Source organism: Massilia varians (assembly GCF_027923905.1).
Taxonomy (GTDB): domain Bacteria; phylum Pseudomonadota; class Gammaproteobacteria; order Burkholderiales; family Burkholderiaceae_D; genus Telluria; species Telluria varians_B.
On sequence record NZ_AP026966.1, the window covers coordinates 3,461,201 to 3,487,759 of the forward strand.

Genomic DNA, 26,559 nt, shown 5'->3' on the forward strand with positions numbered 1-26,559 from the left:
CCTGGTCGATCAGAAGCGGACCTTGACGTAGGCGGAAGGTCCGGTCAGCTTCAGGTCGAGGTCGGCGCCGCGTTCGCCGTTGCGGTGCAGGTCGATCTTCTGGATGCCGTAGTCGAGCACCAGGCCGACGTTCCTGGTCGCCATCCACTCGATGCCCGCGGCGGCGTTCACCACATGGCCCTCGACGCTGCCGCCATTGCGCTTGACCCCGCCCGCCTCGGCATACAGGCGCACCCTGTCGTTCAACGCGTGGCGCCAGGCCAGCTCGATGGTCGGCGCCCACACGCTGTCGCTGGCGGAACCGGACCCGCTCCAGCGGTAGGTCTGGACCGGCGCTTCGGCGCGCAGGTCGGCCTCGGCCGTCGCCGAGATCCTGGCGCGCAGGTGGGCCGCGCCCAGGCCGATCCCGAAGGCATTCTTGTCCGAACCGAACCAGTACTTGTAGGCCAGGCGCGCCATCTCGATGCGCAGGTTGGCATCCGCGCGGATGCTGCCGCTGACCGGACGGCCTTCGTAGACCGTGGCGCCGCTCGGCGCGGCCGCGTAGTCCTCGTCGAAGCGCCAGTAATCGAAGGACGCGCCATGGCGGTCACCGAACAGCAGCTCGGCTTTCACGCGCGGCAGGGTGCCGTCGCCGAGCTTCTCGTCGGGCGTCTCGACGCGGCCGTAGTGGGTGTCGCCGCCGAGGTGGATCTTCGGTTCGGCGTGGAAGGCGCCGACCGACAGGCTCATGCGGTCGAGCGCCGGCGACTGCTGCGCCTGGGCCATGCCGGCGGCGGCCGCGCCGAGCAGGATGGCGCCTTTTAACAGGGTGATGGATACGACGGACGTGCGTGATGCAGGGCGGGACATGGAGACTCCGATAATCAAAAGAGTTGTTTAAAAATGTCCGCCAGACTATGTCTAGCGCGACAACACCCTGATTATCGCAGTTATAAAAATGTTATCCCGCACGATTGGTGAACGCGCATTCGTCAAATAGCGGATGAGCCCAGGCATCCAGCCCCAGACGACTAGCTTGCGCCGAGGGGCAGCGAGACCTCGGCGACGGTGCCCTGCCCGTCAGGCTTGCGGTGCAGGCTGATCGACGCGCCATGCTGGCCGGCGATTTCCTTGACGATCGCGAGACCAAGACCATGTCCATCGGGCGCCGCTCCGGGCGAACGGTAGTATGGCGTGAACAGTTTGTTCATTTCCCCGGCCGGAATCGGGCGTCCGTCGTTCGCGACCGAGACCAGCGCACGGTCGGCCCGCCGCGCCAGCCGCACTTCGATCTCGCCGTCCGGGGCGCCGTGGACCGAGGCGTTGTCGATCAGATTCTGCAGCAGGCGCCGCAACTGCGACGGCTCGCCCCACACATGCACGTCCCGCTCGGCGTCCAGGCTGATGCCCTGCCCGCGCCGCTCGAGCAGCGGGTCGAGTGTGCTGATCACCTCCTGGCAAACCTCCAGCAGCGAGACCTGCTGCGGCGCGTAGACGTCGCTGCGGGCGCTGATGCGGCTCAGGGTCAAGAGCTGCTCGGCCAGCTTGCTGGTGCGGCGCGCCGCGGCCAGGGCCTGGGCCAGCGCTTCGGCGCGCTCGGCGTCGGCGGGCGCGCGCACGGCATTCTCGACATGCAGCTGGACCGCCGCGATCGGTGTGCGGATCTCGTGTGCCGCGGCGTCGATGAAGCGTTGCTCGCGTTCGAAAGCGGCCTTGATGCGGTCGAGCAGGCTGTTGAGCTCTTCGATGATCGGCGCCAGCTCGGTCGGCGTCTCCGGCAGGCGCACCGGATCGAGCGAATCGGGGGACCGCGCTGCGATCCGCGCGGCGAGCTCCTTGAGCGGACGCATGCTGCGCACCAGCACCAGGTTCACCGCGACCAGCAGCAACAGGCCGCCGCCGATCAGCGGCGCGGTGATCGACATGCCGATGTATTCGGCCAGTTCGCCGCGCACTTCTTCCTTTTCCGCCGTCACCACCCAGATATCCCCGGAGCGCAGGGCGAAGACTTCCCATAGCGTGTCACCGACCTGGTGAACGCTGAAACCCGCAGCCAGCGGCGCCAGCGCTTCGTTCGGCGCCGAGGCGGATTTCGCCAGCAGCACGCCGTTGGCGCGCCACACCTGGAAGGCGATCTTGGTCTCGTAGCGGTGCCCGACGGCCCCGGCGGCGTCGCCGGTCGCGCTCTCCAGTTCGGGCGGCAGCGCGATGACCAGCGGCTGCGACAGCGTCGCCGTCGACAGTTGCTGCGCCACCAGCGCCTCCAGCACCCGCGCCGAGGTGGCCAGGCGGGCACTGAACAGCTCCTCGGATTCGTGCCGCGCCACCAGCTGGGCGGCCACGCCGATCCCGCCGAACACCAGCACGATGCAGACCAGCGTGGCGACGACCAGGCGACGCCGGCCGGAATAGGTGCGCGTCCTCATGCGCCGACGTCGCCCAGGCGGTAGCCGACACCGCGGATGGTCTTGATCGCTGCCGGGGCGAGCTTTTTGCGCAGGTGGTGGACATGCACGTCGATGGTGTTGCTCTCGGCGCCTTCGCCCCAGCCATACAGCGACTCTTCGAGCTGCGCACGATTGAATACGCGCAGCGGGTTCTCGGCGAGCTGCTTGAGCAGCATGAACTCGAGACGTTGCAGCTCGACCGGCTGGCCATGCCAGGACGCGCGCAGGCTGTCTTCCTCCAGCACCAGGACGCCGCGTTCGATCCGGTTCACCGGTCGTCCGCCGTGGCGCCGCAGCAGCACGCGCAGGCGCGCCAGCAGTTCGTCGAGCTCGAAGGGCTTGACCAGGTAGTCATCGGCCCCGAGGTCCAGGCCCTGGACGCGGTCGCGCATGGCGTCGCGCGCCGACAGGATCAGGACCGGCACGCCGTTGCCGCTGGCGCGCACCCGCTCCAGCACCCGGGTGCCGTCGAGGTCGGGCAGGCCGAGGTCGAGCACCGCCAGGTCGAAGGCATTGTCGCGCAGCGCCGCTACCGCGGAAGCGCCGTCGCGCACGTGCTCGACCGTGTAGTGCGCACGGCGCAATGCCACCAGCAGCCCGTTGGCGAGCAACGCGTCGTCTTCCACCAGCAGCAACCTCAAGATGGCCTTCCTTCCCGTGTAACCGTCACTTCTTCCCTTCCGCAATCTTGTTCAGCAACTCCCTGATTTCCCCGCGCCGCCCCTCGTCGGCCAGCTTGCGGCCCGGGCGCGCAGGCGCCTGCAAGGCCTTGCGCAGATAGCGCTCGGCGCCGGCGTAGTCGCCCTGGCGCAGCAGGTAGTCGCCATAAAAATAATTCGGATCGATGCCATCCGGATTTACCGCCAAGCCTTTCTTGAGAAACTCCTCCGCTTTGGTCTTGTCGCCGAAGCCGATCGGCCAGCCCGGCACCTGGTAGTACAGCGAACCGAGGCTGGTATAGGCCGAACCGTTGAGCGCGTTCGGATCGAGGGCCAGCGCCTGTTCCAGCGACTTCTTGGCGTTCTTGACGTACTTTAACGCGCCCAGCCCGCCCTTGGCGCCGGCATAGGTGGACTCGACGATCGCATACCAGATCAGCACTTCCGCATTGCCGCGATTGCGCGCCGCCATCTGCTCGCTGTCGGCCAGCAGGCGCGCGAACTCGGCTTCCTGGCGCCCGGCCGGCGTTCCATACTTGATCTGTTCCCAGCCCTGCTGCATGCGCGCGACATCCTCGGCCGGCCCGGCCCAGGCGCTCCCGGCCAGCAGCGCGGCGGCGGCGAAGGCCGCGATCCATCGGTATACGGTGTTCATCATGTTCTCCTTTGTACTTCGCTTATGTTATCGAGGCAAGTATTTTCGAATCTGGACCAGCTGCTTGCGAATCGCCTTGTCGGGTATGCCGGGGAGCAGCTTGTTGACCAGGACGAAGAAGCGTTCCGCCGAGCCCAGGGTGCGGGTCGCGGCACTTCCCGAAAGGAAGGCCATGAAGGCATCCGCCACCGCCTCGGGCGTATCCTGCGCCGTGCGCAAGGCCTGGTTCATGTCGTTGACGGCGGCGCTGTTGATCGGCGTGCGGGTGGCCCGCGGCGAGAAATGGCGCACCGAGACCGTCGAGTCGGCGTACTCGCGCCGCAGCGCTTGCGAAAATCCGGCCAGGCCGGCCTTGGCGGCGCCATAGGCGGCGAAGCCGGGAAAGCCAAGCGCGCCGAACACCGAACCGATGTTGATCACCTGGGCCCGGGGCGCCGCGCCCAGCAGCGGCAACAGTTCGCGGGTGAGCAGCATCGGCGCCAGCAGGTTGGTCTCGACCTGGGCGCGGATGGCGGCCGGGTCCTGGGTCTCGAAGGCGTGGAAGCCGCTGACGCCGGCATTGTTGATCAACAGGTCGATCCCGCCGCTGGCGCGCGCGGTGGCGGCAATGGCGCTCGCGGTATGCGGGTCGCACAGGTCGCCGCAGACGATCTGGACGTCGCAGCCGCGCAGCTGCGCCGCCAGGGCCTCGAGCGCCTGGCGCTGGCGTCCGACCAGGATCAGGAGGGCGCACTGCGGGGCCAGGCGGGCGGCGATCGCCGCGCCGATGCCGCCGCTGGCACCGGTGAGGACGGCGCGGTAGCGCCCGGGTTGCGGTAGCCGCGCCATCTCAGGCCGCCTTCCCGAACAGCGCCTCGCCGCGCGGCAGGCTGCGGAACACGTTGCCGTACAGGCCATACATCATGCGCGCCATGTGGACCACCGCCTCGCGGTCGGCGTCGTCCTCGAGCCGGTTCATCAGCTGTTCGAAAAAGGCCACGTGCTCGAGGTCCAGGCTGCCGTGCGAGCTCAGGTAACTGAAGGCTTCCTGCGGCAGCGACAGCGCGGTCTGGATGGTGCCGGCGGCGTGGGTGGCCAGCGCGGTGCTGGTGCCTTCGAGCACGTGCACCATGCCGAAGAAGCCGACCGGATTGCCGCGGTCCACCTGGTGATAGGCATAGGCCACCATCAGCTCGGTGCTCGGGTGGGGCCGGGCGCGGCGCACCGCCTCGGCGTCGCCGCCGCAGGCGCGGATGTCGGACAGGATCCATTCCTGGTGCCCGACTTCCTCCTCGATGTATTCGGCAATCGCCTCGCGCAGCCACTCATGGCGTTCGCCGAGGCGGCTGCCGCAGGCCATCAGGAGCGGCACCGTGTGCTTCACGTGGTGGTAGGCCTGCGACAGGAAGGCGATGTACTGGGAAGTCACCACCTGGCCCTGGAGCGCGTCCTGGATGATCGGGATGGAGAACATCTCCTGGCGTTCGGCCAGGGTGGCGGATTGCAATTGGTCGAAAAAATTCACGTTGAATACTCCGGTTGATCGAACAGGGATGCGATGTCATGCGCGTGGACGGCCCGGATCGCGGCGCGGCGCAGGCGCCCGTTGGGGGTGAGCAGGCCGGCCGCCGGAGAAAATGGCGCAACCGGGCGCCAGCGCCGGACCTGCGCGTAGTCCGGCAGCTGCGCGTTGGCGCGGTCGACCGCCTCCTGCAGCTGCGCCAGGGCCAGGTCAGGGCGCGCGGGCACCAGCAGCGCGGCCAGGTAAGGCTGGGCCTCGCCGAGCACCATGGCCTGGGCGAACAGGCCGGTGCCGAGCAGGACCGCCTCGGGCCATTCGGGGGAGACGTTGCGGCCGTAGCCGGTGATCAGGATGTCCTTCTTGCGGCCGTCGACGAACAGGAAACCGTCCGCGTCGAGGTGGCCCAGGTCGCCGGTCGCCAGCCAGGGATCGGCCTGCACCGGCTGGCCCAGGTAGCGCGCGGCGCAGCCCTCGACCAGGATTTCGCCGTCGGCGGCGATGGCGACGCGCCGGTGCCCCAGCGGGCGGCCGACGCTGCCGTCGCGCTGCGCCCCCGGCAGGTTCAGCGCCACCACCGACGCGCATTCCGACAGCCCGTAGCCTTCGAACACCGGGAAGCCGCGCGCCCGGGCGGCCGCGATCAGCTGCGGCGGCATCTTGCCGCCGCCGACCGCCACGAACCGCAGGCTGGCGATGCGCCGGTCGCCGGGCTCGCTGGCGGCCACCAGCGCCCCCAGCATCTGCGGCACCAGGGTGATGCTGTGCGGCGCATAACGCGCGATCGCCTCGAGGCAGGCGCCGGCATCGAAGCCGCTGGCGCCGCGCATCCCGGTTTCCTGCAAGGGCGGACAGATCGTGGTGGCGCCGCTGAGCAAGGCGGTATACGGGCCGGCGAGGTTCTCGAGCAGCACCGCGAACGGCAGCAGGCACAGGTGGCGTTCCAGTCCCAGCGACGCGACGCCGTCGCGCAGGGCGTGGGCCACCTCCCATTGCTGCCCGGCGGAGAGGCACACACCCTTGGGCGCCGAGGTGGTGCCGGACGTGAAGGTCAGCTTCTGCACCCCGTCGAGCGGCGCGGCGCGCGGCGCGCGGCTGCTTTCGCACAGCACCAGCGGCCCGCCGGTATCGTGGACCACATCGAAGCCGAGCGCGGCGCCCTGCCCCGGATCGGCGCAGAACAGCGCGCCGATGCCGCTCTCGGCGATGACGTGCGCCCACTGCTGCGGGGTGAAGAACAGGGGCAGCGGGACCAGGGTGAGGCCGCGCGCCTGCGTGGCGAGGTCGACCATCAGCCACTCGGGCGAATTGTCGGCCAGGATGCCCACCGGGGCCAGGGGCCGGGTGCGCGCGCCGAGCGCGGCGCCGATGCGCGCAATGCCCTGCGCGAGCGCGGCGCGGTCGAGCCCGCGCTCGCCGTCACTCAGCAGGATCGCGTGGTCGGGCAGCGAGTCGAGCAAGTTCTGAATATCCATATTGAATGTCGCCAAACATGACTTGTGGGTGGGTGTCGTAGTAGCTGCCCCAATGGCTGCCGCCGTCGGGCAGGCGCGCCGGATCGGCGGGCGCCAGCACCTGCGGGCGTAGCTGGAGGCGGCTGAAGGAGTTGAGCAGGCTGGTGGTGGCGGTGAAGGCCACCACGCCCAGGCCGAGCCCGTGCAACAGGCCGGTGGTGCCGACGATCAGGGCGCGCGCCGCGCCCGGACGCAGCGCGGCCAGGTTCCCGACCTCGACGATCTCGGCGCGCGCGACCGGACGGCCGAGCCGCGCGCCGACTTCCGCTTCGATCGGGCCGTCCAGGTAGTGCTCCAGGAACAGCGGATGGGCGCCGGCCAGCGAAAAGCCCAGCGCGGCCGTCCAGGCGCCGTCCGCATCGCGGCAGCCCACCAGGGTGTCGCTGAAGTGGGCAATACGCGCGCCGTAGTTCTCCAGGAAGGTGGCCGCAATGAAGGCCTCGAGCTGCGCGCGCCCGGGGTCGCCCCGCTCGTAGCATTCGAGGCCGGCCCGGGACTGGCGCGACCGGCGCGGCGGCAGGGTTTTGCCCGCAGGTGGTTCGAGGATGTTCATCATGCTGGGCCTGCTTGCTGCTGTTTCAATGGTGCAAGCCTATGCAGCGAACATTAAACCCAGATTAAGCGGACTGCGGCGTAGGGCAATTTGCCGCCAACATGGGAAACCGCCAGGAGACAGTCGCGCGGCGATACCTCTACGAATGGCAGGCCGCGGCCCGTCGTCCTTGCGCCCAGAGAAGCGCCAGCCCCATCGCCAGCATCGCGAAGAGCCGGGGCTCCGGCACGCCCGGCACCGGCGTCAGCAGCGTGGAGCCGTAGCAGAACACGCCGGCCCGGTCGCAGGAGTGGGCCAGGATCTGGCCGCGCTCGTTGATCTCGTCGGCCGAGATCAGCAACAGGTCGGCATCGGGGTCGATCAGGGTGTTCGGGTCGCTCAGCGCGCCGTCGGCATACAGGAAGGGGCGGCCGTCCGTGACGCCGACGACCTGGCCGCGGTTGTTGATGTCGTAGCCGAAGCTGTTCGCCGCCCAGGGCGTCAGGTTGGTGAAGGTGTCGCCATCCCACAGGAAAGCGTGGGTGCGGCCGTTGGCGCCGGTGACGTAGCCGGTCACCCAGCCGGCGTCGTTGATGGCCTGGCCGGTCACCCGCTTTCCTCCAAAGAGCGGCAGGTCGGACAGGATCCCGTCGCTGTACACCGCCGTGCGCGGCACGTATCCGTTGTCGTACGCGTAGTAGCCGACCAGCAAGTCGCCGCGCTCGTTCATGTCGCCTGCCGCGCTGTTGTCGGGTTCCAGGACGTGGACCACGCCGTCCCTGAGCACGGCGGCGCGGAAGTCCGCGCTGCGGGCGGCGATCTCGCCCCGGTTGTTGATGTCGCGCACATCCTGCAGGCCATAGCGGGTCGTCAGGTCCACCATCCGCCCGTCGGAATAATAGAAGGAATGCGCCTCGCCCGTGCCCGTGGTCGAGATGCCGACCGCCTCGTCGAGGTCGTTCAGGGCGCGAATCTGCGTGACGTAGCCTCCCAGGCCGCCGACCGGTTCCCCGACAGGCCAGCGGATGATCCCGGCACCCTGATAGGGCGTCTCGGGTCCGTCGCTGTTGACCGCGAAGTGCCCCTGGTTGTTGAGTGCAAGCGCACGCGCATACTTGCTGCCCGCTGGCGTCGTCGAGAAGTATGCCGGGGCCGCAGCGGCAAGCGGCGCCAGCATGGCCAGCAGCGCCGCCACGCCGGCGCTGCGCAAACGCTTGTTCATCATTGCCCTCCCGGCGGCGGTCGTCACGCCGCAATCGAGCCCATTCTGACATCGGCAAGCCCTGAACCCGATAGGAATATGCTGGTTCTAGACTAGGAATCCGAGAAGGCACGTCCACCGCACGATCGTCCGGGCCGCACTAATCGCGTCCGCGCCTGTCGAAATGAGGCCGTTCCGCCCGCTGCCCGTTTCGCAAAGGAGACCGTCATGCCCCAGACCGCCCTCGTGCAGGCCGACGCAGGCGCCCACCATATCGACGTGGTCACCTTCGTGGCGCGCCAGTTGCTGGACGGCATGGCGCCCTCCAACTTCATCGCCACCAATCCGGTAGGGCAGCAGGTCACGCTGCAGCGCGGCGGCGAGAACCTGCTGACTACCGGCGGGCACAACGCGGGCGTGGTCTCGCCGCCAGGCATGCCCGGGCGCAGCTCCCAGGTGGCCGTCCATGCGCAAGAAGCACCCTATCGCAGTCCCGATGCCTGGGAGGCGATCAACCGCCGCCACGACGGCAGCTGGTGGCCGGCCTGGGAATCCTGGCTGGCGCGCCACGCCGGCGCGCAGCGTGCGCAGCCCGCCCCCGTGCCCGGGGCGGATGCGCCGGGCAGCTACGTGCTGGTGCGATGAAGCGCAGCCGGGCGCAGCCGCACCCGGCCGCACCCGAACCGGCGGCCCTGGCCGCACTCGATGCCGGGGCGGCCCTGCGCCTGCTCGGCACCGGCGCCGACGGCTTGCCGTCCGCCGAGGCCCGCATGCGTCTGGCGCGCCATGGGCCGAACACCGTTGCGCGGGCGCAAAGCCGGCCGGCCGTACTCGTTTTCCTCTCCGGTTTCATGCGGCCGCTTCCGCTGCTGTTGCTGGTCCTGGCCGGGCTGGACCTGCTCACCGGCGAGGGTTTTGGCGCCGCCATGATCGCGGCCATGGTGCTGCTGTCGACGGTACTCGGCTTCGTGCAGGAACACCGGGCCGACCGCGCCGCCCAGCGCCTGCGCGCGATGGTGCGCACCACGGTCCGGGTACGGCGCCCGGGGCCGGAAGGAGACGCGGACGGCGCCGAAGTCGAGCATCCGCTCGAGGCGCTGGTGCCGGGCGATGTCGTGCTGCTGGCCGCGGGCGACCCGGTGCCGGCCGAGGTACGCTTCATCGAAGCGATCGACCTGTTCGTCGACCAATCCTCGCTCACCGGAGAATCGCTGCCCGTGCGCAAGCAGGCCGGGGCGCTGGCCGGCGACCGCGGCGGCAGCGCGGCAACGGCCGACCTGGACAACATCGGCTTCATGGGCACCCACGTGACCAGCGGCAGCGCGCGTGCCCTGGTGTTCGCCACCGGCGCCGGCACCGGATTCGGGCAGCTCGCCGCGGCGCTGGTCGAGGGCCGCGAGCGCAGCGACTTCGATCGCGGCATCGCCGCCGTGATCGCCCTGCTGCTGCGCATCATGATGGTGATGGCGCCCCTGGTGCTGCTGCTGAACTGGGCTAGCAAGGGCGATCCCTACGAAGCGCTGCTGTTCGCCACCGCGGTGGCGGTCGGCCTGGCGCCCGAGATGCTGCCCGTGATCGTCACTGCCAACCTCGCGCGCGGCGCGCTGGAACTGTCCGCGCGCGGCGTGATCGTCAAACGCCTGGCCGCGGTGCAGACCCTGGGCGCGATCGACGTGCTGTGCGCCGACAAGACCGGCACCCTGACCCAGGACCGGGTGGTGCTGGAACGCCATGTCGACCTCCTCGGACGCGATTCGGAACGCGTGCTCGACTACGCCTACCTGAACAGCTACCATCAGACCGGGCTGCACAACCTGCTCGACAAGGCGGTGCTCGGGCACGCACGGGCGCACGCGCGCCTGCGCCCGGATCTGGGCTGGCGCAAGCTCGGCGAAATTCCGTTCGACTTCGCGCGGCGCCGGATGTCGGTCGTGCTGCAGGCGCCGGACGGCGCGCGCATCCTGGTGTGCAAGGGCGCCGTCGAGGAAATCGGCAGCGCCTGCAGCGCCGCCGAGGGCGCGCAGGGCGTGACCCCGTTCGAGGCCGCCCACGCAGGCGCCCTGGGCACGGTGGCGCAACACCTGAACGAGGAAGGCCTGCGGGTGATCGCGATCGCGTGGCGCGCGCTGCGCGACGACGAGACCGCGCTTGCCGACCCGGGACTCGAGCGCGACCTGGTGCTGCTGGGCTACATCGCCTTCTTCGATCCGCCCAAGGACTCGGCCGGCGCCGCGCTGGCCGGCCTGGCCTCCCGCGGCGTCGCCGTCAAGGTACTCAGCGGCGACAATGCGACGGTCTGCACCCACGTATGCCGGATGGTCGGCCTCGATCCGGGCGCGGTGGCCGAAGGTAGCGGGCTCGACAAACTGGACGATGTCGAACTGGGCCGACTGGCGCTGCGCACCACAGTGTTCGCCAAGCTGGCGCCGGCGCAGAAGACCCGCGTGATCCGCTGCCTCCAGGCCCAGGGCCGGGTAGTCGGGTTGCTCGGCGACGGCGTCAATGACGGCCCCGCGCTCAAGGCCGCCGACGTCGGCATCTCGGTCGATACCGGCGCCGACGTGGCGCGCGAGTCGGCCGACCTGATCCTGCTGCAAAAGAGCCTGCTCGCGGTCGACGCCGGCGTGCTGGCCGGCCGCCGCGTGTTCGGGAACATCGTCAAGTACATCCGCATGAGCGCGAGCTCGAACTTCGGCAACATGCTCAGCGTGCTCGGCGCCAGCGTCCTGCTGCCCTTCCTGCCGATGGCGCCGGTCCAGGTACTGCTCAACAACCTGCTGTACGACTGCGCCCAGACCGCGCTCGTGACCGACCGGGTCGATCCGGACTTCCTGGCGCGCCCGCGCCACTGGGACGTCAAGGCCCTGCGCCGCTACGTCCTGTGCTTCGGTCCGATCAGTTCCCTGTTCGACTATGCCACCTTCGCCCTGCTGTGGTTCGGCCTCGGCGCGGCCCACGCGCCGGCATTGTTCCAGACCGGCTGGTTCGTGGAATCGCTGCTGTCGCAGACCCTGATCGTCTACGTGATCCGCACCGGCGCCGGAGCCGGCCACGCCAACCGGCCATCGGCGGCCCTGGTGCTGGCCAGCCTGGCGATCTGCTGCGCAGGCCTGTGGCTGCCCGTCTCGCCGCTGGCCCCGCTGCTCGGCGCCGTCCCGCTGCCGCCCGCCTACTGGTGGGGCCTGGCGGCAATCCTGGCCGGCTACGCGCTGCTGACCCGCGCTGCCAAGTCGTGGCTGCTGCGCCGGGTGGATGCCGCCTGAGCCGGCGCAGCGGGGCCGGTCTTCCCGGGGAAATTCGATTGAGCGATATCAAACGCGCATTCGGGCGCCAGACTACGCTGCCGGAACAATCACCACGACAAGGAGAACGGCATGTTGACCGATATCGCTCGCGGCGCCGTGGCGGCCGCCGTTTTTGTCCTGCTGAGCGCACCCGCCGCCGTTGCGGCACAGGAGAGCCGGGCTGGCCAGGGCACGCCGAATGCCGCGCAGCCTGCCGAAACCGGGGCCCAGCGCAAGGAAACGGCCGCCCGGCGCGTGGCCGACGCCGCGGGTGTGGCACGGACCATGGCGGCAACGCCAGCAATCGCCGCGCTGCTGGGCCGGGCGCGCGGGGTGTACATCGTTCCCACCTATGGGCGCGCCGCGCTTGGTCTCGGCGCCGAGGGCGGCTCGGGCGTGCTGATGACGCGCCACGCGGACGGCCGCTGGGGCAATCCCGTGTTCTATACCATCGGCGGGATCAGCCTCGGACTCCAGGCCGGCGCCGAGGGCGGGCCTTTTGCCCTGCTCCTGATGAACCAGAAGGCGGTCGACCACTTCCGCAAGCGCAACAATTTTTCGCTCAACGCCGACGCTGGCCTGACCGTGATCAACTATGCGCGCATGGCGCAGGGCACGACCGCAGGGGACGTGGTGGTCTGGTCGGGCAGCAAGGGCTTGTTCGGCAATGCGGCGACGATCGCCATCGACGGCATCCGCTACAACCAGCGTCTGACCCACGCCTATTACGGCAAGCCGATCACGGCTCTAGAAGCGATGGACGGCGGCACGCCGGAGCCGCAGTCCGAGCCGTTGCGCACGGCGCTCGGCAAGTAGGCGCTTGGCCTCAGCGCGGCCGCAGCGCCGCGCCGAAGCGCGCCAGGCCCAGCGCGAACAGCAGCGTGCCGATTCCCAACAGCGCCAGCATGGGCCGCCATACCACCTCGCTCCCGGCGCCACGGAACAGGATCGCCTGGCTGATGTCCACGAAATGGGTGGTCGGCGCCAGCAGCATCAGGTCGCGCAGCACCGGAGGAATGCTCTCGCGCGGCGTGGTCGCACCCGACAGCATCTGGAGCGGCAGCAGCGCCAGGATCACCAGCAGAGCGAACTGCGGCATGCCGCGCGCACTGGCTGCCATCAGGATGCCGAGCGAGGTGGTGGCGAACAGGTGCAGCGCCAGCCCGAGCAGGAACAGCGGCAAGGAGCCCTGCAGGCCAACCTGCAACAGGCCGCGCAGCACCACCAGCAAGGCCACCAGCGTCGCCAGCATCACCACCGCGGCCATCGACCATAGCTTGGCCAGCAGGATTTCCGCACCGCGCACCGGCATCGCCAGCAGGTGCTCGACCGTGCCGTGCTCGCGCTCGCGGATAAGGGCGGCGCCGCTGAGGATGACCGACAGCATGGTGACATTGTTGATCAGCTCCATCAGGCCGCCGAACCAGCCGGGCGTGAGCGCGGGGTTGAAGCGCGCCCGAACCGTCAACGCGACGGGCGCGGCCTCCTGCACCCGCACGCCGCGCACGAAGGCCGTTACTTCGCCCAGCGCGATCTGCTCGACGTAGCCGCTGCCGGAGAATGCCTGGCTCATGCGGGTGGCGTCGACGTTCAACTGCAGCGCCGCCGCGCGCCCGGCCAGCACCCGGCGCTGGAAGCCGGCCGGGATCACCAGCACGAAGGTGGCGCTGCCGCGGTCCAGGCGCGCATCGAGCTCCCTCAGCCCGATCGTCTCGGGCGGGATGAACTGCGGCGCCAGAAATGCCTGGCGGATGCGCAGCGACAGCGCCGATCCGTCCTCGTCGACGATGGCGAGCGAGGTGCGGCTCAAGGTATCGGGCTGGGCGGTCGCGCCAAGATACACTGCCGCGGTGAAGCTGTAGACGATCAGGCCCAGCAGAACCGGGTCGCGCAACAGGCTCCACCATTCCTTGATGCCGAGGCGCCACACCTTGTTCCAGGACAGATTCACGTTAGCGCTCCTGGCGCGGCAGGACCAGGATCGCCAGGCCGAGGATCACGGGAAGCGCCGCCAGCAGGGCCAGGAAATCGGCGCGCAGGTCGCTCCAGCCGAGCGCCTTCGAGAATACGCCGCGGGCAATGCTCAGCATGTGGGTGGCCGGGTAGCTTTCCCCGATCAGCCTGCCGACGCCCCCCAGCGTCTCGACCGGGTTGATCAGGCCGCCGAACTGGATCGCCGGCAGCATGGTGCCGATCATGGTGAGGAAGATCGCGGCGATCTGGCTGCGGGTGAAAGCCGAGGCCAGCAGGCCGATCCCGGTCGAGCAGATGCAGAACAGGAAGGCCGCCGCGCTCAAGGCCGCCAGGCTGCCCTTGAGCGGCACCCCGAACAGCGTCACGGCCAGCAGCGTCATCAAGGCGAAGTTCAGCATGGCCAGCAGCACGTAGGGCGCCGCCTTGCCGAGCAGGAATTCACTGCGCCGCAAGGGCGTGACGTACAGGTTCACGATCGGCCCCATTTCCTTCTCGCGCACGACCGCCAGCGCGGCCTGCATGGCCGGCAGGTTCAGCAGCAGCAGGGCAATGATCGCCGGTACCATGGCTGGCAGGCTGCGCACGTCGGGGTTGTAGCGAAAGCGCGTCTCGACACGGGCGGGCAGCGCTCCCGCACCCGCGCCCGGGGCGCCGGCCATGGCGGCGCGGCTGCGCAGCCAGTGCGCGTGCATGCCCCGCACATAGGCTTCGGCCGTTTCGGCGCGGGGCGGATTGGCGCCGTCGATCCAGGCCCCGATCTCGACCTGGCGGCCGCGCTGCAGCGCACGGGCGAAACCGGGCGGGATCTCGATCGCCAGCGCCAGTTCGCCCGAGCGCATCCGGCGGTCCAGGTCGGCGTAGTCCGCCAGCGGCGGCCGCTCGCTGAAGTAGCGCGAGCCGGACAGGTTCAGCGCATAGTCGCGGCTGAGGGCCGTGGCGTCGCGGTCGAGCACTGCATAAGGCAAGTCTTCGACGTCCATGTTCAGGCCATAGCCGATCACGATCATCAGCAGCAGCGAGCCCAGCGTCGCCAGCAGCGCCCGCACCGGGTCGCGCAACAGCTCCAGGCTCTCGCGGCGGCTGCAGGCAGCGGTGCGCCGCAGCCAGCCGAAGCGCGCATCAGGCTGCGGCCGGGACGGCGGCAGCGCGGGCGCCGGCCGGCCCGCTTCGGGGTCGCTGTCGCACAGCCAGGCCACGAAGGCCTGCTCCAGGCTGGCCGCGCCGCGCTCGCGCTGGAGAGCGGCAGGCGCGCCGCAGGCCAGCACCCGGCCGGCGTGCATCAGCGCCACCCGGTCGCAGCGCTGGGCCTCGTTCATGAAGTGGGTCGAGATGAAGATCGTCACCCCTTCATGGCGCGACAGGGCCAGCATCTCGGCCCAGAAGGCGTCGCGCGACGGCGAGCGACAGGCGCTGGCGCACCCCCAAGGGCAGCGCATCCGGCATGGCGTCGAGCACGGGCTCCAGCCCGAAGCGCCGCGCCAGGTCGGCGCAGCGGCGGCGCCCGCTGTCTTCGGGCAAATCGAACAGGCGCGCGTGCAGCAGCAGGTTCTGGCGCACGCTCAGCTCATGGTAGAGGGAAAACCCCTGCGACATATAGCCGACCCGGCGCCGGGCGCCGAGGTCGTGGCGGTCCACCTGCCGGCCCAGCACCCGGGCTTCGCCGCTGCTCGGTGCCAGCAGCCCGGTCAACATCTTCATGATGGTGCTCTTGCCGCAGCCGTTGGAGCCGATGAAACCGAAGATCTCGCCACGCGCGATGTGGAAGCTCACCTCGTGCACCGCGACGAACTCGCCGAAGCGGCGCGAGAGTCTGTGCGCCTCGACCGCCGGCGCGCCGTCTTCCGCCGGCGGCGCCTGCTGCGCCTGCGCGCCAAGCTCGCGCAGCGCCGGGCGCGCGGCCGCGCGCGCGGGCGGCAGCAGCGCCACGAAGGCTGATTCCAGGTCAGGGCATCCGCTGCGCGCCAGCAGCGCCGCGGGGCTGCCCGCCGCCAGTACCCGGCCGGCGTCGAGCGCCACCAGCCAGTCCATCCGGCCGGCCTCCTCCATATAGGCGGTGGCCACCAGCACGCTCAGGCCGGGGCGCGCGCGGCGGATGGCCCCGATCAGCTCCCAGAACTGCACCCGCGCGAGCGGGTCGACCCCGGTGGTCGGCTCGTCGAGGATTAATAAGTCAGGCTCATGAATGAGGGCGCAGCATAAGCCCAGCTTCTGCTTCATGCCGCCCGACAGCAGTCCGGCCGGGCGCGCCAAAAAGGGATGCAGGCCGGTACTGCGGCTCAACAAATCGATACGGGCGCGCGCCGCCGGCGTGTCCAGCCCGAACAGGCGGGCGAAGAACTGCAGGTTTTCCTCGACCGTGAGGGCAGCGTACAGGTTGCGGCCCAGGCCCTGCGGCATGTAGGCGATGCGCGGGCTGACCCGGGTGCGAAAGCCGGCGTCGCCGATGTCCCCGCCCAGCACCTCGACCCGGCCGTGGCGGAAACGCCGCGCGCCGGCCAACACTGCGAGCAGGCTCGACTTGCCGACCCCGTCCGGCCCGATCAGGCCCGTCATCGCGCCGCCCGGGAATGCAAGATCGACATTGTCCAACGCGAGTACGCGCCTGTAATGCAGGCTCAGCCCGGCCACGCGCGCGCACGGCGGGATGGAGGGCGCCGTGTCCCCATTCATTGCCCGCTCCGCAAGGCCAGCGTCGGCGGCCAGGGGACACGCCGGTCGAGGCGCACCCAGGCCACCCCCGGCACTCCAGCCTTGACATAGTCGGCATAGCGCGACAGCACCTGGCGGTCGACCTGGGCCTTGACGCGGAACATCAGCTTCTGGCGCTCGCTGGCCGTTTCCACCGACTTCGGGGTGAACTGGGCAGCGCTGGCGACATAGCTTACCCTGGCCGGCACAATGAAGCCGGGAGCGGTGTCCAGCTGCAGGCGCACCTCGGCGCCGAGCGCAACGCGGCCGGCGGCCGTCTCCGGAACGAAAAAGCTCATGAAGACGTCGGTCAGGTCGATCAGGTTCAGCACCGTCCCGCCGCCGGCCAGCACTTCGCCCGGCTGGGCCACGCGGTACTGGATGCGTCCGGCGCGGGGAGCGGTCAGCGCCAGCTCGCGCAGGTCGGCGTCGATGCGGGCGGTGGCGGCCACCGCCACCTCCACATTCGAGCGCGCCTCCACCACCTGGGCCTGGGCCGCCTCGACTGCGGCAGATGCCGCCTCGCGCTGCGCCCGCGCCGCCATGACCGCCGCCTGCGCGCCGCGCACCCGCGCCTCGTCATCGTCCAGCTCCTGCGACGCCACCGCACCGGCGCCGGCCAGCGTGACGGAGCGCCGCAGGCGCCTGCCTGCGGCATCCAGTTCGCTTTCGCGCTGCACGACGCCGGCCGCCGCCGCAGCCTCGTCGCTGCGCCGCATCGCCAGGCCCGCCTGCGCCTGCGCCACCGCGTCGCGTGCCTGACGTTCACGCGCCACCGTCTCGGCCCGTTGCGCCAGCAGGGACTGCGCATCCATGCGCGCCAGCACCTGGCCGGCCGCGACCATGTCGCCCTCCTCCACCAGCACTTCGGCAACGCGTCCGGGCAGGCGGGTGGCGATATCGATCTCGGTCGCTTCGATGCGGCCGTTGCCACTGACGAAACCCGGCCCGGGCTCCTGCTGGCGCGCCAGCCGCCACGGGCCGAGCGTCGCGCCGATGGCCAGCAGCGCCACCAGCGCCAATAGCCCGGCGCCGAGGCGCCACCCGCGCTGGGCCGTCGTCGTCATGGGAAGCAGGACCTAGGGCACGATCGCCACTTTCAGTACGCCATCGCGCTGGTTGGCGAACAGCTCGTAGGCTTCCTCGATCCGGTCGAGGGGGAAACGGTGCGTGACGAGGGGCCGCAAATCGACCCGGCCCGACGCCACGATATTCATCAGGCGCTGCATGCGATGCTTGCCGCCCGGACACAGCGTCGTGATCAGCTTGTGGTCGCCCAGCCCGGCGGCGAAGGCGTCCACCGGCAGGCCCAGCTTGCCGGAGTACACGCCCAGGCTCGACAGGGTCCCGCCCGGCTTGAGGGCGCGCAGGCAGCTCTCGAAGGTCTGCTGGGTGCCGAGCGCCTCGATCGTCACGTCGGCGCCCTGCCCGTCGGTCAGCGCGAGGATGGCCTGGACCGGATCGGTAGTCCGGTAGTCGATGACGTGGTCCGCGCCCAGCCGTTTGGCCATCTCGAGCCGCGCCGGCACGGTGTCGACCGCGATGATCCGGCTGGCGCCGCGCAGCCGCGCCCCGGCGGTCGCGCACAGGCCGATCGGCCCCTGTGCGAACACCGCCACCGTATCGCCGATGCGGATCGCGCCGTTCTCGGCGCCGCCGAAGCCGGTGCTCATGATGTCGGGGCACATCAAGACTTGCTCGTCGCTGAGCCCGCTTGGTACGGGGGCCAGGTTCGCGCTTGCGAACGGCACCCGCACGTACTCGGCCTGGCAGCCGTCGATGGTATTGCCGAAGCGCCAGCCCCCCATTGCACGGCCCCCGCACTGCGACTGGTGCGCTTCCAGGCAGGCATAACATTGGCCGCAGGGCGTAATCGCGCCGACCACGACACGTTGTCCGAGCGAATAACCCGCCACGCCCGCGCCGAGCTCGGCGATGACGCCGACGGGTTCGTGTCCGATGGTCAGACCGGGCTCGACCGGATATTCGCCTTTCAGGATATGGACGTCGGTCCCGCAAATGGTCGTCATCGTCACCTTGACGATGGCTTCGCCGGGACCTGCCCGCGGCACCGGCTTGCGCTCGAGCGCAATCCGCCCGGGCCCGGTGAATACTGCCGCTTTCATCATTTCCATGGAAGCTCCCGTTGGTAGGAGAAAACAGTCAGCGCGCCATCAGTACGGCCATCGTGGCCTCCTGCAGTACCTTCCTGGTGACGCCCCCGAGGAACAGTTCGCGAAACTGCGAGTGCCCGTAGCAGCCGATGACGAGCAGATCGTAGGCCTCCTGGGTGGCCAGCGTGAGCAGGGCCTGTCCCCCATCGATATGGCGGTCGAAGGCGATGATCTCGGCCTGGACGTCGTGCCGCGCGAGGAAGGCGGCCAGGTCGGCCTTTTGCTGTGCGTCGCCGAGGTCGGTGTCGCCGGGCGAGCGAAAGGAGACGAGCGTCACGCGCACCGCCCGCCGCATCAGGGGCAGCGCGGCCAGCAGTGCGGCCGATGCTTCCTTGCTGCCATTCCAGGCGACCAGCACGTGCCGCCCCATGAAATGCGGGACCGGCGCGCAGGGAACCACCAGCACCGGGCGGGCGCAGGTGAAGGCCACGTACTCGGGTATGCGCCCGACGGTTTCGGCCAGGGCTTCGGTCAGGTCCTCCTGGCTGACGACGACCAGGTCGGCGTAGCGTCCCATGCGCGCCAGGGCTTCGCTGGCGAGGTCGCAGACCAGCCGCTTCTCGTGCACGACGCCGGTCTCGCTGGCCAGCGCGGCGAAGCCGTGGAGCGCACGCGTTGCGGTCTCGTGCAGGGGGCTGAAATAGCTGGCTTCGAGACTGCCGGGGACCGCTCGGTAGCCGTCCGGGAACACCTCGCGCGAGACGCCGATGGCCGCGACACCGATCAGGTGCGCCTCGTGCTCGACAGCCAGCCTGGCCGCGATCCGAATCCGCTGCGGCGCATGCCGCGACGCGTCGGCATGCACGATGATGGTCCTGTAGCTCATTGGTCTCCTCCTTTTGGCGGTGTCGCCGGAAACTAGGCCTGGCGCCGGCGCCGTCCCGCCCCATGCGGTATGGCGCGTCCAGGCAGCGGTCCCTGCGCCCCCGGCGAGCCGCGCGCCGTGGCCAGCATGCGCAGGCCGCAGAAGCGATGCAGCGACAGCAGGTCCGGCAGGGCCGCCACGACCTCCCGGCCCAGGCCCAGGTCGCCGGCCTCCACCCGCGGCGCCGCATGGTGCAGGGCACTGAGCAGCAAGGCATTGTCGCGGCGCTGCTCGACCACCCCGGGGAAGCCGATCGCATCCATCAGCGCCTCCTCATGGCGGAAGGCGGCCTCGATGGCAGCGGCCAGTTGCACGAACGCCGCGGCAAAACGCGCGTCAGGCTCGCCCCCGACCCTACGGACCTGTTCCAGCAGCAGCTTGCGCGCATGCGCCAATGCGCGGACAATCGTCCGGGCGGCCTGTGCGGGTCGTGACGAGGGGAGCATGGTAAAACCTCGTATGACGTTGAACGGGGTACAGGTGGCAGTCTCCTCCTCTCCCCCTTGCCCTGTATTTGATCTAGATCAAATAGGCAACGATCACTGCAAGACCGTACCCGATGGTCAAAGGAGTTGTCGTCCAGCCTCGTCAGGCAAGGGCGTTCGGCGCCAACCGGCAGGAGAATCCATGAGCATCCGCAACCTGCATCACCTGTTCGCGCCCGCCTCCGTCGCCGTGCTCGGCGCTTCCGACCGCAGCGGCAGCGTCGGTGCCACCGTGTGGAACAATCTCGTCACCGGCGGTTTCCAGGGGCCGCTATGGCCGGTCAACCGGCGCCACGCCCAGGTAGGCGGGCAGCAGGCATGGCGCAGCGTCGCCGACCTGCCCGCCGTACCGGAGCTGGCCGTGATCTGCACGCCCGCCGCTACCGTACCGGGGCTGATCCGCGAACTCGGCGCCGCCGGTTGCCGCGCCGCCATCGTCATCAGTGCCGGCTTGGACGCCCCCGAGACCGCGGGCGATCCGGGGCGAAGCTTGCGCCAGGCCATGCTCGACGCCGCCCGGCCCTGGCTGCTGCGCATCCTTGGACCCAACTGCGTCGGCCTGCTTGTGCCGGGCATCGGCCTGAACGCCAGCTTCGCGCCCGCCACGGCGCTCCCCGGGCGTTTGGCTTTCGTGGCCCAGTCGGGCGCCCTGGTCACGGCGGTGCTGGACTGGGCGGCGGCGCGCCGCATCGGCTTTTCGTACTTTGTTTCGCTGGGCGACGGCAGCGACATCGATTTCGGCGACCTGCTCGACTGGCTGGCGGGCGACGCCGGCACCGATGCCATCCTCCTGTACGCCGAGAGCGTGCGCCAGGCCCGCAAGTTCATGAGCGCGGCGCGCGGCGCCGCACGCGGCAAGCCCACCCTGATCGTCAAGTCCGGCCGCGGCGCCGAAGCCGCGCGCGCCGCCTTCAGTCATACCGGCGCGCTGGCGGGATCCGACCTGGTCTACGACGCCGCCATCCGCCGCGCCGGCATGCTGCGGGTCAACACGACGGCCGAACTGTTCGACGCGGTCGCGACCCTGGCCCATATCCGGCCGCCGCGTGGCGACCGGCTGGCCATCCTCACCAACGGCGGCGGGCCAGGCGTGATGGCGACCGACGCCCTGCTCGACGGCGGCGGCGTACCGGCCCGGCTCGCGCCAGGCACCGTGGCGCGCCTGGACGAAGCCCTGCCCCCGCTGTGGTCGCACGGCAACCCGGTGGACATCGTCGGCGATGCCCCTGCCGAACGCTACCGCCACGCGCTGGCCGCGCTGCTCGATGCGCCCGAGCTCGACGCGGTGCTGCTGATTCACGCGCCGACCGCCATCGTATCGAGCAGCGAGATCGCCGCCGCCGTGCTGCCGCTCATCAACGGCAGCAGCCGTCCTGTGCTGTGCTGCTGGCTGGGCGGTCCGAGCGTGGCCGGTGCGCGCCGGCTGTGCATCGAGGCGGGCGTGCCGGTGTTCGACACTCCGGAAGAAGCGGTCAAGGGCTTCCAGCAACTGGTCGACTACCGGCGCAACGGCGACATCCTGGTGCAGGCGCCGCGACCGGGAGAACTGGCAGTGCCGGACCGCAATGCTGCGCGGTCCCAGGTCGAGCGCCTGCTGGCCGGCGGCGCCAGGATGATCGGCGAAAGCGACGCAAAACGCCTGCTGGCTGCGTATGGCGTTCCCGTGGTGCCCACCGAGAGCGTCGCGGACCGCGGCGCGGCGCTGGCGGCGGCGCGCCGCATCGGCTTTCCCGTGGCGCTCAAGATCCAGTCGCCGGACCTGGCGCACAAGACCGAGGTCGGCGGCGTCGTCCTTGACCTGGTCGACGAAGACGCCTTGGCCGCGGCGCTCGATGCGATGGTCGTGCGTGTCGCCAGCCTGCGCCCGCAGGCGCGGCTGGCCGGCTTCACGGTGCAGGCCATGGCGCGCCGGCCACAGGCGCTGGAACTGATCATCGGCATCACCACGGACCCGGTATTCGGACCGGTGGTGCTGTTCGGCCATGGCGGCATCGCGGTGGAGGTCACCGCCGACCAGGCGGTCGGGCTGCCGCCGCTGAACCGGGTGCTGGCCGCGGACCTCGTCAAGCGCACCCGGGTGGCGCGGCTGCTGGCCGGCTACCGCGGCCTGCCCCCGGCCGACCTGGACGCGCTGTGCGACGTCCTGGTGCGCGTCGGCCAAATGGCGGCCGACCTGCCTGAACTCGTCGAGCTCGACATCAATCCGCTGCTGGCCGACGCCGGCGGCGTGGTGGCGCTCGATGCCCGCATGCGGCTGGAGCCGGCGTCTGCGGGCCGCGACGGCCACGCGCGGCTGGCCATCCTGCCCTACCCGGAACACCTCGAACGGCAGCTCGCCAGCAGCATCGGGCCGCTGACGATCCGCCCGATCCGGCCCGAGGACGCGGCTGCGCACGTGGAGTTCTTCAAGGCCCTGAGCCCCGAGGACGTGCACATGCGCATGTTCGGCATGATGCGCGAACTCTCGCCGCAACAGCTGGCGCGCTTCACGCAGATCGACTATGCACGCGAAATGGCCTTGATCGCGACCCGCGCCGGACCGGCCGGATCCGAGACGCTGGGCGTGGCGCGCGCCGTGTTCGATCCCGACGACCTGCGCGGCGAGTTCGCCGTGACGGTGCGATCGGACCTGCAAGGACGCGGCCTGGGGCGGATTCTGCTGTCCAGCCTGCTCGACTACTGCCGCGCGCGCGGCGTGCCGCTCCTCGAAGGCCTCGCGCTTCCGGAAAATACACGGATGCACAGGCTTGCCGCGAGCCTCGGCTTCGAGCTGGTTGGCGGCGACGGCGGCATGGTGCGCATGCGGCGCTACCTCGACAAGAGCGGTGCGGCCCCGTGAACAAGCGCATCCATCCTCCAGGGTCACCCGGCCGGCAGTGGTGAGCCTGGCACGCGCGCCGACAGCCACTTGCGCAGTTCGAGACCGGCCAGCGCCAATGCGGCAATGCCGCCCGAGGCGGCCAATGCGGCCGGCGGCGGAGGGGCCAGCACCAGGATCCCGGCCAGTACCGGTACGTACACGACCAGCGCCAGCAGAACAAGCGCAGTCGCGGCGATGGCCCAGAACACCGGATTGGCGGTGCGCAGCGTGCTGCTGAGCCCCTGGCGCTGCCGGTTGGAGAACATCAGCGCAAGGTTGCACAGCACCAGACCGGCAAATCCCACGGCGCGCGCCTCGGTTTCCGGCAGCCAGGACAGCGCCCAACCGTACAGCGAGGCCAGCAATGCCAGCACCCAGCCTCCCTGCAGCAGCGCACTGATGACGGCCTTCAGGCCAAACAGCGCTTCGTCGCGCCCGCGCGGCGGCCGCCGCATCAGGTCCGGCTCGGCTGGCTCGTTCTCGAACGCCACTGAACAGGCAGGCGTGATGACGAGTTCCAGGAAAACGATGTGCAAGGGATACAACATCACCGTCCAACCCAGCAAGGCGGGCAGCAAGGCCATGCCGGCGATCGGCACGTGCGCCGCCATCACGTAGCACATCGACTTGCGCATGTTGCCGAAGATCCGCCGCCCGGACGCGATCGCCTCGACCAGGGAGGCGAAGCGGTCGTCAAGCAGCGTCAGTTCGGCGGCCTCGCGCGCGACATCGGTGCCACGCAATCCCATGGCCACCCCGACATTGGCCGCCCGCAGGGCCGGGGCGTCGTTGACGCCGTCGCCGGTCATGGTCACCACCGCACCGCCGCGCTGGAGCGCCTGCACGATGCGCAGCTTCTGCTGCGGCGCAATGCGCGCGCATACGTCGGTATGGTCGAGACGGCGCGCCAGCGCCGTGTCGTCGAGTGCCGCGATCTGGCCTCCGGTGAGCGCGCCGCCATCCTTCCCCAGCGCGATCCCGGCCTGGCGCGCGATGGCGCGCCCGGTGTCGGGATGGTCCCCGGTAATCATGACGATGCGCAGGCCGGCCGCGCGGCAGGCCGCCACGGCCGCGGGAATGTCGGGGCGCAGCGGATCGGCGAGCGCGGCCAGGCCGAGCAGCTCGAAGCCGAACGCGCCAGGCTCCGCCGGCCATGGTCCGGGCGCGGCAAGGGCACGCGCCACCGCCAGGACCCGCAGGCCATCGGCCGCCATGCCCGCGGCAGCCGCCAGCGCCGCGTCACGGCCGGGTGCGTCCGGACGGCACATCGCCACGATCGTCTCGGGCGCGCCTTTCGCCGCGACCAGGACCGTCCCGTTGCCGCAATCCCAGACGTGCACCAGCGCGGGCCGGTGAGGGGTCAAGCCGTATTCGTGCACCAGCGTCCAGCCGGATGGCGCCGACCCGCCGCCCGGCAGCGCTTTCGCCGCGAGCCGCCAGAGCGCCGCCTCCATCGGATCGTTGCCGAGGGCGCGGCTGGCGCGCAGGGCGCAGGCCAGCAGTTCCGCGTGCGCCGGAGCCATCGGCGCATCCAGGGCGGCGTCGTAACAGGCGCCGGCGCGCCACAGCCGCGCCACCGCCATACGGTTCTCGGTCAGGGTGCCGGTCTTGTCCACGCACAGCACCGAGGTCGAGCCGAGAATCTCGATCGCCGCCAGGCGACGGGTCAGGACCTGCCTGCGCGCCAGGCGCCAGGCGCCGATGGCCGGAAACACGGTGAGGATGACGGGAAACTCGCCTGGCAGCATCGACATCGCAAGCGCGATGCCCGCCAACAGCGCCTGCAGCAGCGCGCTGCCGCGCGCGAGGAGCAAGGCCACCAGCAGGATGCTGACGATTCCCCCCAGGACCGCGAAACGGCGCGCCAGCGTCGCCGTCTCTTGCTGCAGCCGCCCGGGTGGCGGGGCGATGTCTCCGAGCGCCGCGCCGATGCGGCCCATCTCGGTGCGCGCCCCGGTGGCGCTGATCCGCGCCAGGCCATGTCCCTGCACCACCAGGGTACCCGAATACACCCACGGCAGGTCGGCGCCGCCGGGGGCGACCGGGGGGGTGCCGGGGGGCGCAGCCATCTTGCCAACAGGAACCGATTCACCGGTGAGCAGCGATTCGTCGACGCGCAGGCCCGCCGCCGTCAGGAGCAGGCCGTCGGCAGGCACGCGGTCGCCCTCTCCCAGTTCGACCAGGTCACCCTCGACCAGATTGCGCGCCGCAATCCGCTGGACGCGTCCGTCACGCCATACCAGCGCACTGGGTGCGCCGAGTTCACGCAACGCCTGCAGCGCCCGCTCGGTGCGTCCCTGCTGCAGCAGCGTCATGCACACCATCAGCAGCACGATGCCGAGCAGGAAGCCGCCCTCGAGCGGCTCGCCGAGCAGCAGATAGAGGACGGCGGCACCCACCAGCAGCACGTACATCGGCTCGCGCGCGGCATCCAGCGCGATCCGGCGCCAACGTCGTCCGCCCGGGTCGGGCAAGGCATTGGGCCCGTCGCGCACCAGGCGCCGCGCAGCTTCCTCGCTGTCGAGCCCCTTCGGCGCGGCAAGGCCAGCGTCAAGCTTCATGGCGCTCTCCCGACGAATGGGGCGGGGCCTGCTCGACGCGATTGCGTCCTCCCGACTTGGCCCGGTAGAGCGCGGCATCGGCGGCGGTGAGCAGCGCATCGATGCCCGCATGCCTGGGCTCGAGCGCGGCAACGCCGATACTGATCGTACATTGCACAGGCCCCGACGGCGCCTCCAGCCGGATTGCCCCCACCGCCGCACGCATCCGCTCTGCGCAGGCGAGCGCCTCGGTCTCGCTGGTCTCCGGCATGACACAGACAAATTCCTCTCCACCGTAGCGTCCGAGATAGTCACTGGCGCGCAGTTGGGCGGCGCAGGCCCTGCTGACGGCGCACAGGAGCATGTCTCCGACCGGGTGGCCCCAGGTATCGTTGAGGCGCTTGAAGTGGTCGATGTCGAGCATGGCGACCGCCAGCGGATGCGCATAACGCCGGGCCAGTGCCACGTCGTGGGCTGCCAGCTCGAGCAGGTAGCCACGCGACAGGATGCCGCACAAACTGTCGTGGCGGACCGACCAGGTCAGCGACCGCTCGGCCAGGAAATCCTTGCGCCTCAGGCGCCCCTGGAACATGGCGAGCACCAGCACCAGTGCAAGCATGACGGCATACACCAGTACGCAGCTGGCGAATATCCGCGGCGGCAACATCACTGCGCCCAGCACCAGGAACAGCAGCGAAGGCGGCAGCACCAGAGCGAGCAGGCGATGCAGGCGCGGTTCGACCAGCGCGAGCGGAAACATGGCGCCGGTGATCGCGGGCAGCGCCAGCACCAGGCCGTCGGGCAGCAGCGCCGAACTGAGGATCATGGCCCCGGTATGGGTGCCGTACACCAGCGCGCAGCGCCAGGCAACCGGGATCCGGCCGCCCCAGCGAACATACCCGGCGCTGCCGAGAAGCACCAGCGACAGTCGGACGAGTACGGTGGTGCCCGCCTGATGGGGCGCGATCCAGTAATCCCAAGCGCCGAACAGGATGACGCCGGCCCCGAATACGATGCCGAGCGCCGCCAGCGTATCGGAAAGCGTGCGGTCGAGCGCCAGACCGAACTCACGCTCATCCGGAGCGTCGAGCAAGCCGCCTGCACGGGCGATCCGGGCGCGCAGGCGGCGCCAGCCCGTCGGGACCGGGACCGCCAATGCGGCGCTCTTGTCGCCCGCCCCACGGGAACGCCCGCGATCGGT

The 26,559-nt window shown here is 70.3% G+C and carries 20 protein-coding genes and 1 pseudogene; 4 read left to right on the forward strand and 17 right to left on the reverse strand.

The window, feature by feature from the left end; translation table 11 throughout:
- Positions 1-9: 9 nt before the first annotated feature.
- The 9 genes from MasN3_RS15515 to MasN3_RS15555 all read right to left on the reverse strand — a co-directional run bounded on the left by MasN3_RS15515 (position 10) and on the right by MasN3_RS15555 (position 8,509).
- The gene (locus MasN3_RS15515) at positions 10-852 is read right to left on the reverse strand and encodes a hypothetical protein (protein ID WP_281908328.1); all 843 of its coding nucleotides are present in this window, start codon (positions 850-852) and stop codon (positions 10-12) included.
- 161 nt (positions 853-1,013) lie between these two features.
- Positions 1,014-2,408 carry a sensor histidine kinase gene (locus tag MasN3_RS15520; protein ID WP_281908329.1) on the reverse strand — a complete coding sequence of 465 codons (1,395 nt, stop codon included), beginning with the start codon at positions 2,406-2,408 and terminating at the stop codon, positions 1,014-1,016.
- A complete protein-coding gene (locus MasN3_RS15525) occupies positions 2,405-3,070 on the reverse strand; it encodes a response regulator (RefSeq protein ID WP_281908332.1) in 666 nt (221 codons plus the stop codon). The genes MasN3_RS15520 and MasN3_RS15525 overlap by 4 nt, the downstream gene beginning before the upstream one ends.
- A gap of 25 nt (positions 3,071-3,095) precedes the next feature.
- Positions 3,096-3,746 carry a TRAP transporter TatT component family protein gene (locus tag MasN3_RS15530; RefSeq protein WP_281908334.1) on the reverse strand — a complete coding sequence of 217 codons (651 nt, stop codon included), beginning with the start codon at positions 3,744-3,746 and terminating at the stop codon, positions 3,096-3,098.
- 24 nt (positions 3,747-3,770) lie between these two features.
- A complete protein-coding gene (locus MasN3_RS15535; protein ID WP_281908336.1) occupies positions 3,771-4,571 on the reverse strand; it encodes an SDR family oxidoreductase in 801 nt (266 codons plus the stop codon).
- Position 4,572: 1 nt separating this feature from the next.
- On the reverse strand, positions 4,573-5,247 hold the full coding sequence (locus MasN3_RS15540; protein ID WP_281908339.1) for a TenA family transcriptional regulator: 675 nt from the start codon (positions 5,245-5,247) through the stop codon (positions 4,573-4,575).
- Positions 5,244-6,716: an AMP-binding protein gene (locus tag MasN3_RS15545; RefSeq protein WP_281908341.1), complete on the reverse strand. Its 1,473-nt coding sequence runs from the start codon at positions 6,714-6,716 to the stop codon at positions 5,244-5,246. Before MasN3_RS15545 ends, MasN3_RS15540 begins: the two co-directional genes overlap by 4 nt.
- Complete coding sequence (locus MasN3_RS15550; protein ID WP_281908343.1) at positions 6,661-7,311, reverse strand: thermostable hemolysin; 651 nt, start codon at positions 7,309-7,311, stop codon at positions 6,661-6,663. The genes MasN3_RS15545 and MasN3_RS15550 overlap by 56 nt, the downstream gene beginning before the upstream one ends.
- 136 nt (positions 7,312-7,447) lie before the next feature.
- Positions 7,448-8,509 carry a hypothetical protein gene (locus tag MasN3_RS15555; protein ID WP_281908345.1) on the reverse strand — a complete coding sequence of 354 codons (1,062 nt, stop codon included), beginning with the start codon at positions 8,507-8,509 and terminating at the stop codon, positions 7,448-7,450.
- 207 nt (positions 8,510-8,716) lie between these two features.
- Here MasN3_RS15555 and MasN3_RS15560 point away from each other — a divergent pair, with 207 nt between their 5' ends.
- From MasN3_RS15560 to MasN3_RS15570, 3 genes are all read left to right on the forward strand, one after another.
- Positions 8,717-9,133: a hypothetical protein gene (locus MasN3_RS15560; protein WP_281908347.1), complete on the forward strand. Its 417-nt coding sequence runs from the start codon at positions 8,717-8,719 to the stop codon at positions 9,131-9,133.
- Entirely contained in the window at positions 9,130-11,751 is a 2,622-nt protein-coding gene (gene mgtA / locus MasN3_RS15565; RefSeq protein ID WP_281908348.1) for a magnesium-translocating P-type ATPase, read from the forward strand. The genes MasN3_RS15560 and mgtA overlap by 4 nt, the downstream gene beginning before the upstream one ends.
- A gap of 111 nt (positions 11,752-11,862) precedes the next feature.
- Positions 11,863-12,588: a lipid-binding SYLF domain-containing protein gene (locus MasN3_RS15570; RefSeq protein ID WP_281908350.1), complete on the forward strand. Its 726-nt coding sequence runs from the start codon at positions 11,863-11,865 to the stop codon at positions 12,586-12,588.
- Between the two features lie 10 nt (positions 12,589-12,598).
- Here the strand turns inward: MasN3_RS15570 and MasN3_RS15575 are convergent, their stop codons facing one another.
- The 6 genes and pseudogenes from MasN3_RS15575 to MasN3_RS15600 form a co-directional block, all read right to left on the reverse strand.
- Complete coding sequence (locus MasN3_RS15575) at positions 12,599-13,723, reverse strand: ABC transporter permease (RefSeq protein WP_281908352.1); 1,125 nt, start codon at positions 13,721-13,723, stop codon at positions 12,599-12,601.
- A gap of 1 nt (position 13,724) precedes the next feature.
- A pseudogene (locus MasN3_RS15580) lies at positions 13,725-16,416 on the reverse strand (ATP-binding cassette domain-containing protein).
- A complete protein-coding gene (locus MasN3_RS15585) occupies positions 16,413-17,501 on the reverse strand; it encodes an HlyD family secretion protein (RefSeq protein ID WP_281908354.1) in 1,089 nt (362 codons plus the stop codon). Before MasN3_RS15585 ends, MasN3_RS15580 begins: the two are co-directional and overlap by 4 nt.
- Positions 17,502-17,513: 12 nt before the next feature.
- Entirely contained in the window at positions 17,514-18,569 is a 1,056-nt protein-coding gene (locus MasN3_RS15590; RefSeq protein ID WP_281908356.1) for an NAD(P)-dependent alcohol dehydrogenase, read from the reverse strand.
- A gap of 28 nt (positions 18,570-18,597) precedes the next feature.
- Positions 18,598-19,434, reverse strand: a complete 837-nt coding sequence (locus MasN3_RS15595; RefSeq protein ID WP_281908358.1) for a universal stress protein — start codon at positions 19,432-19,434, stop codon at positions 18,598-18,600.
- 32 nt (positions 19,435-19,466) lie between these two features.
- A complete protein-coding gene (locus MasN3_RS15600) occupies positions 19,467-19,919 on the reverse strand; it encodes a hypothetical protein (RefSeq protein WP_281908359.1) in 453 nt (150 codons plus the stop codon).
- Positions 19,920-20,100: 181 nt separating this feature from the next.
- Here MasN3_RS15600 and MasN3_RS15605 point away from each other — a divergent pair, with 181 nt between their 5' ends.
- Positions 20,101-22,797 (forward strand): bifunctional acetate--CoA ligase family protein/GNAT family N-acetyltransferase, encoded by a 2,697-nt coding sequence (locus MasN3_RS15605; protein ID WP_281908361.1) that lies wholly within the window; start codon positions 20,101-20,103, stop codon positions 22,795-22,797.
- 23 nt (positions 22,798-22,820) lie between these two features.
- On the opposite strand, the gene MasN3_RS15610 is transcribed toward MasN3_RS15605, so the two are convergent.
- A complete protein-coding gene (locus MasN3_RS15610) occupies positions 22,821-25,379 on the reverse strand; it encodes a cation-translocating P-type ATPase (protein ID WP_281908362.1) in 2,559 nt (852 codons plus the stop codon).
- Positions 25,369-26,514 (reverse strand): GGDEF domain-containing protein, encoded by a 1,146-nt coding sequence (locus MasN3_RS15615; RefSeq protein ID WP_281908363.1) that lies wholly within the window; start codon positions 26,512-26,514, stop codon positions 25,369-25,371. Before MasN3_RS15615 ends, MasN3_RS15610 begins: the two co-directional genes overlap by 11 nt.
- Between the last annotated feature and the right edge of the window lie 45 nt (positions 26,515-26,559).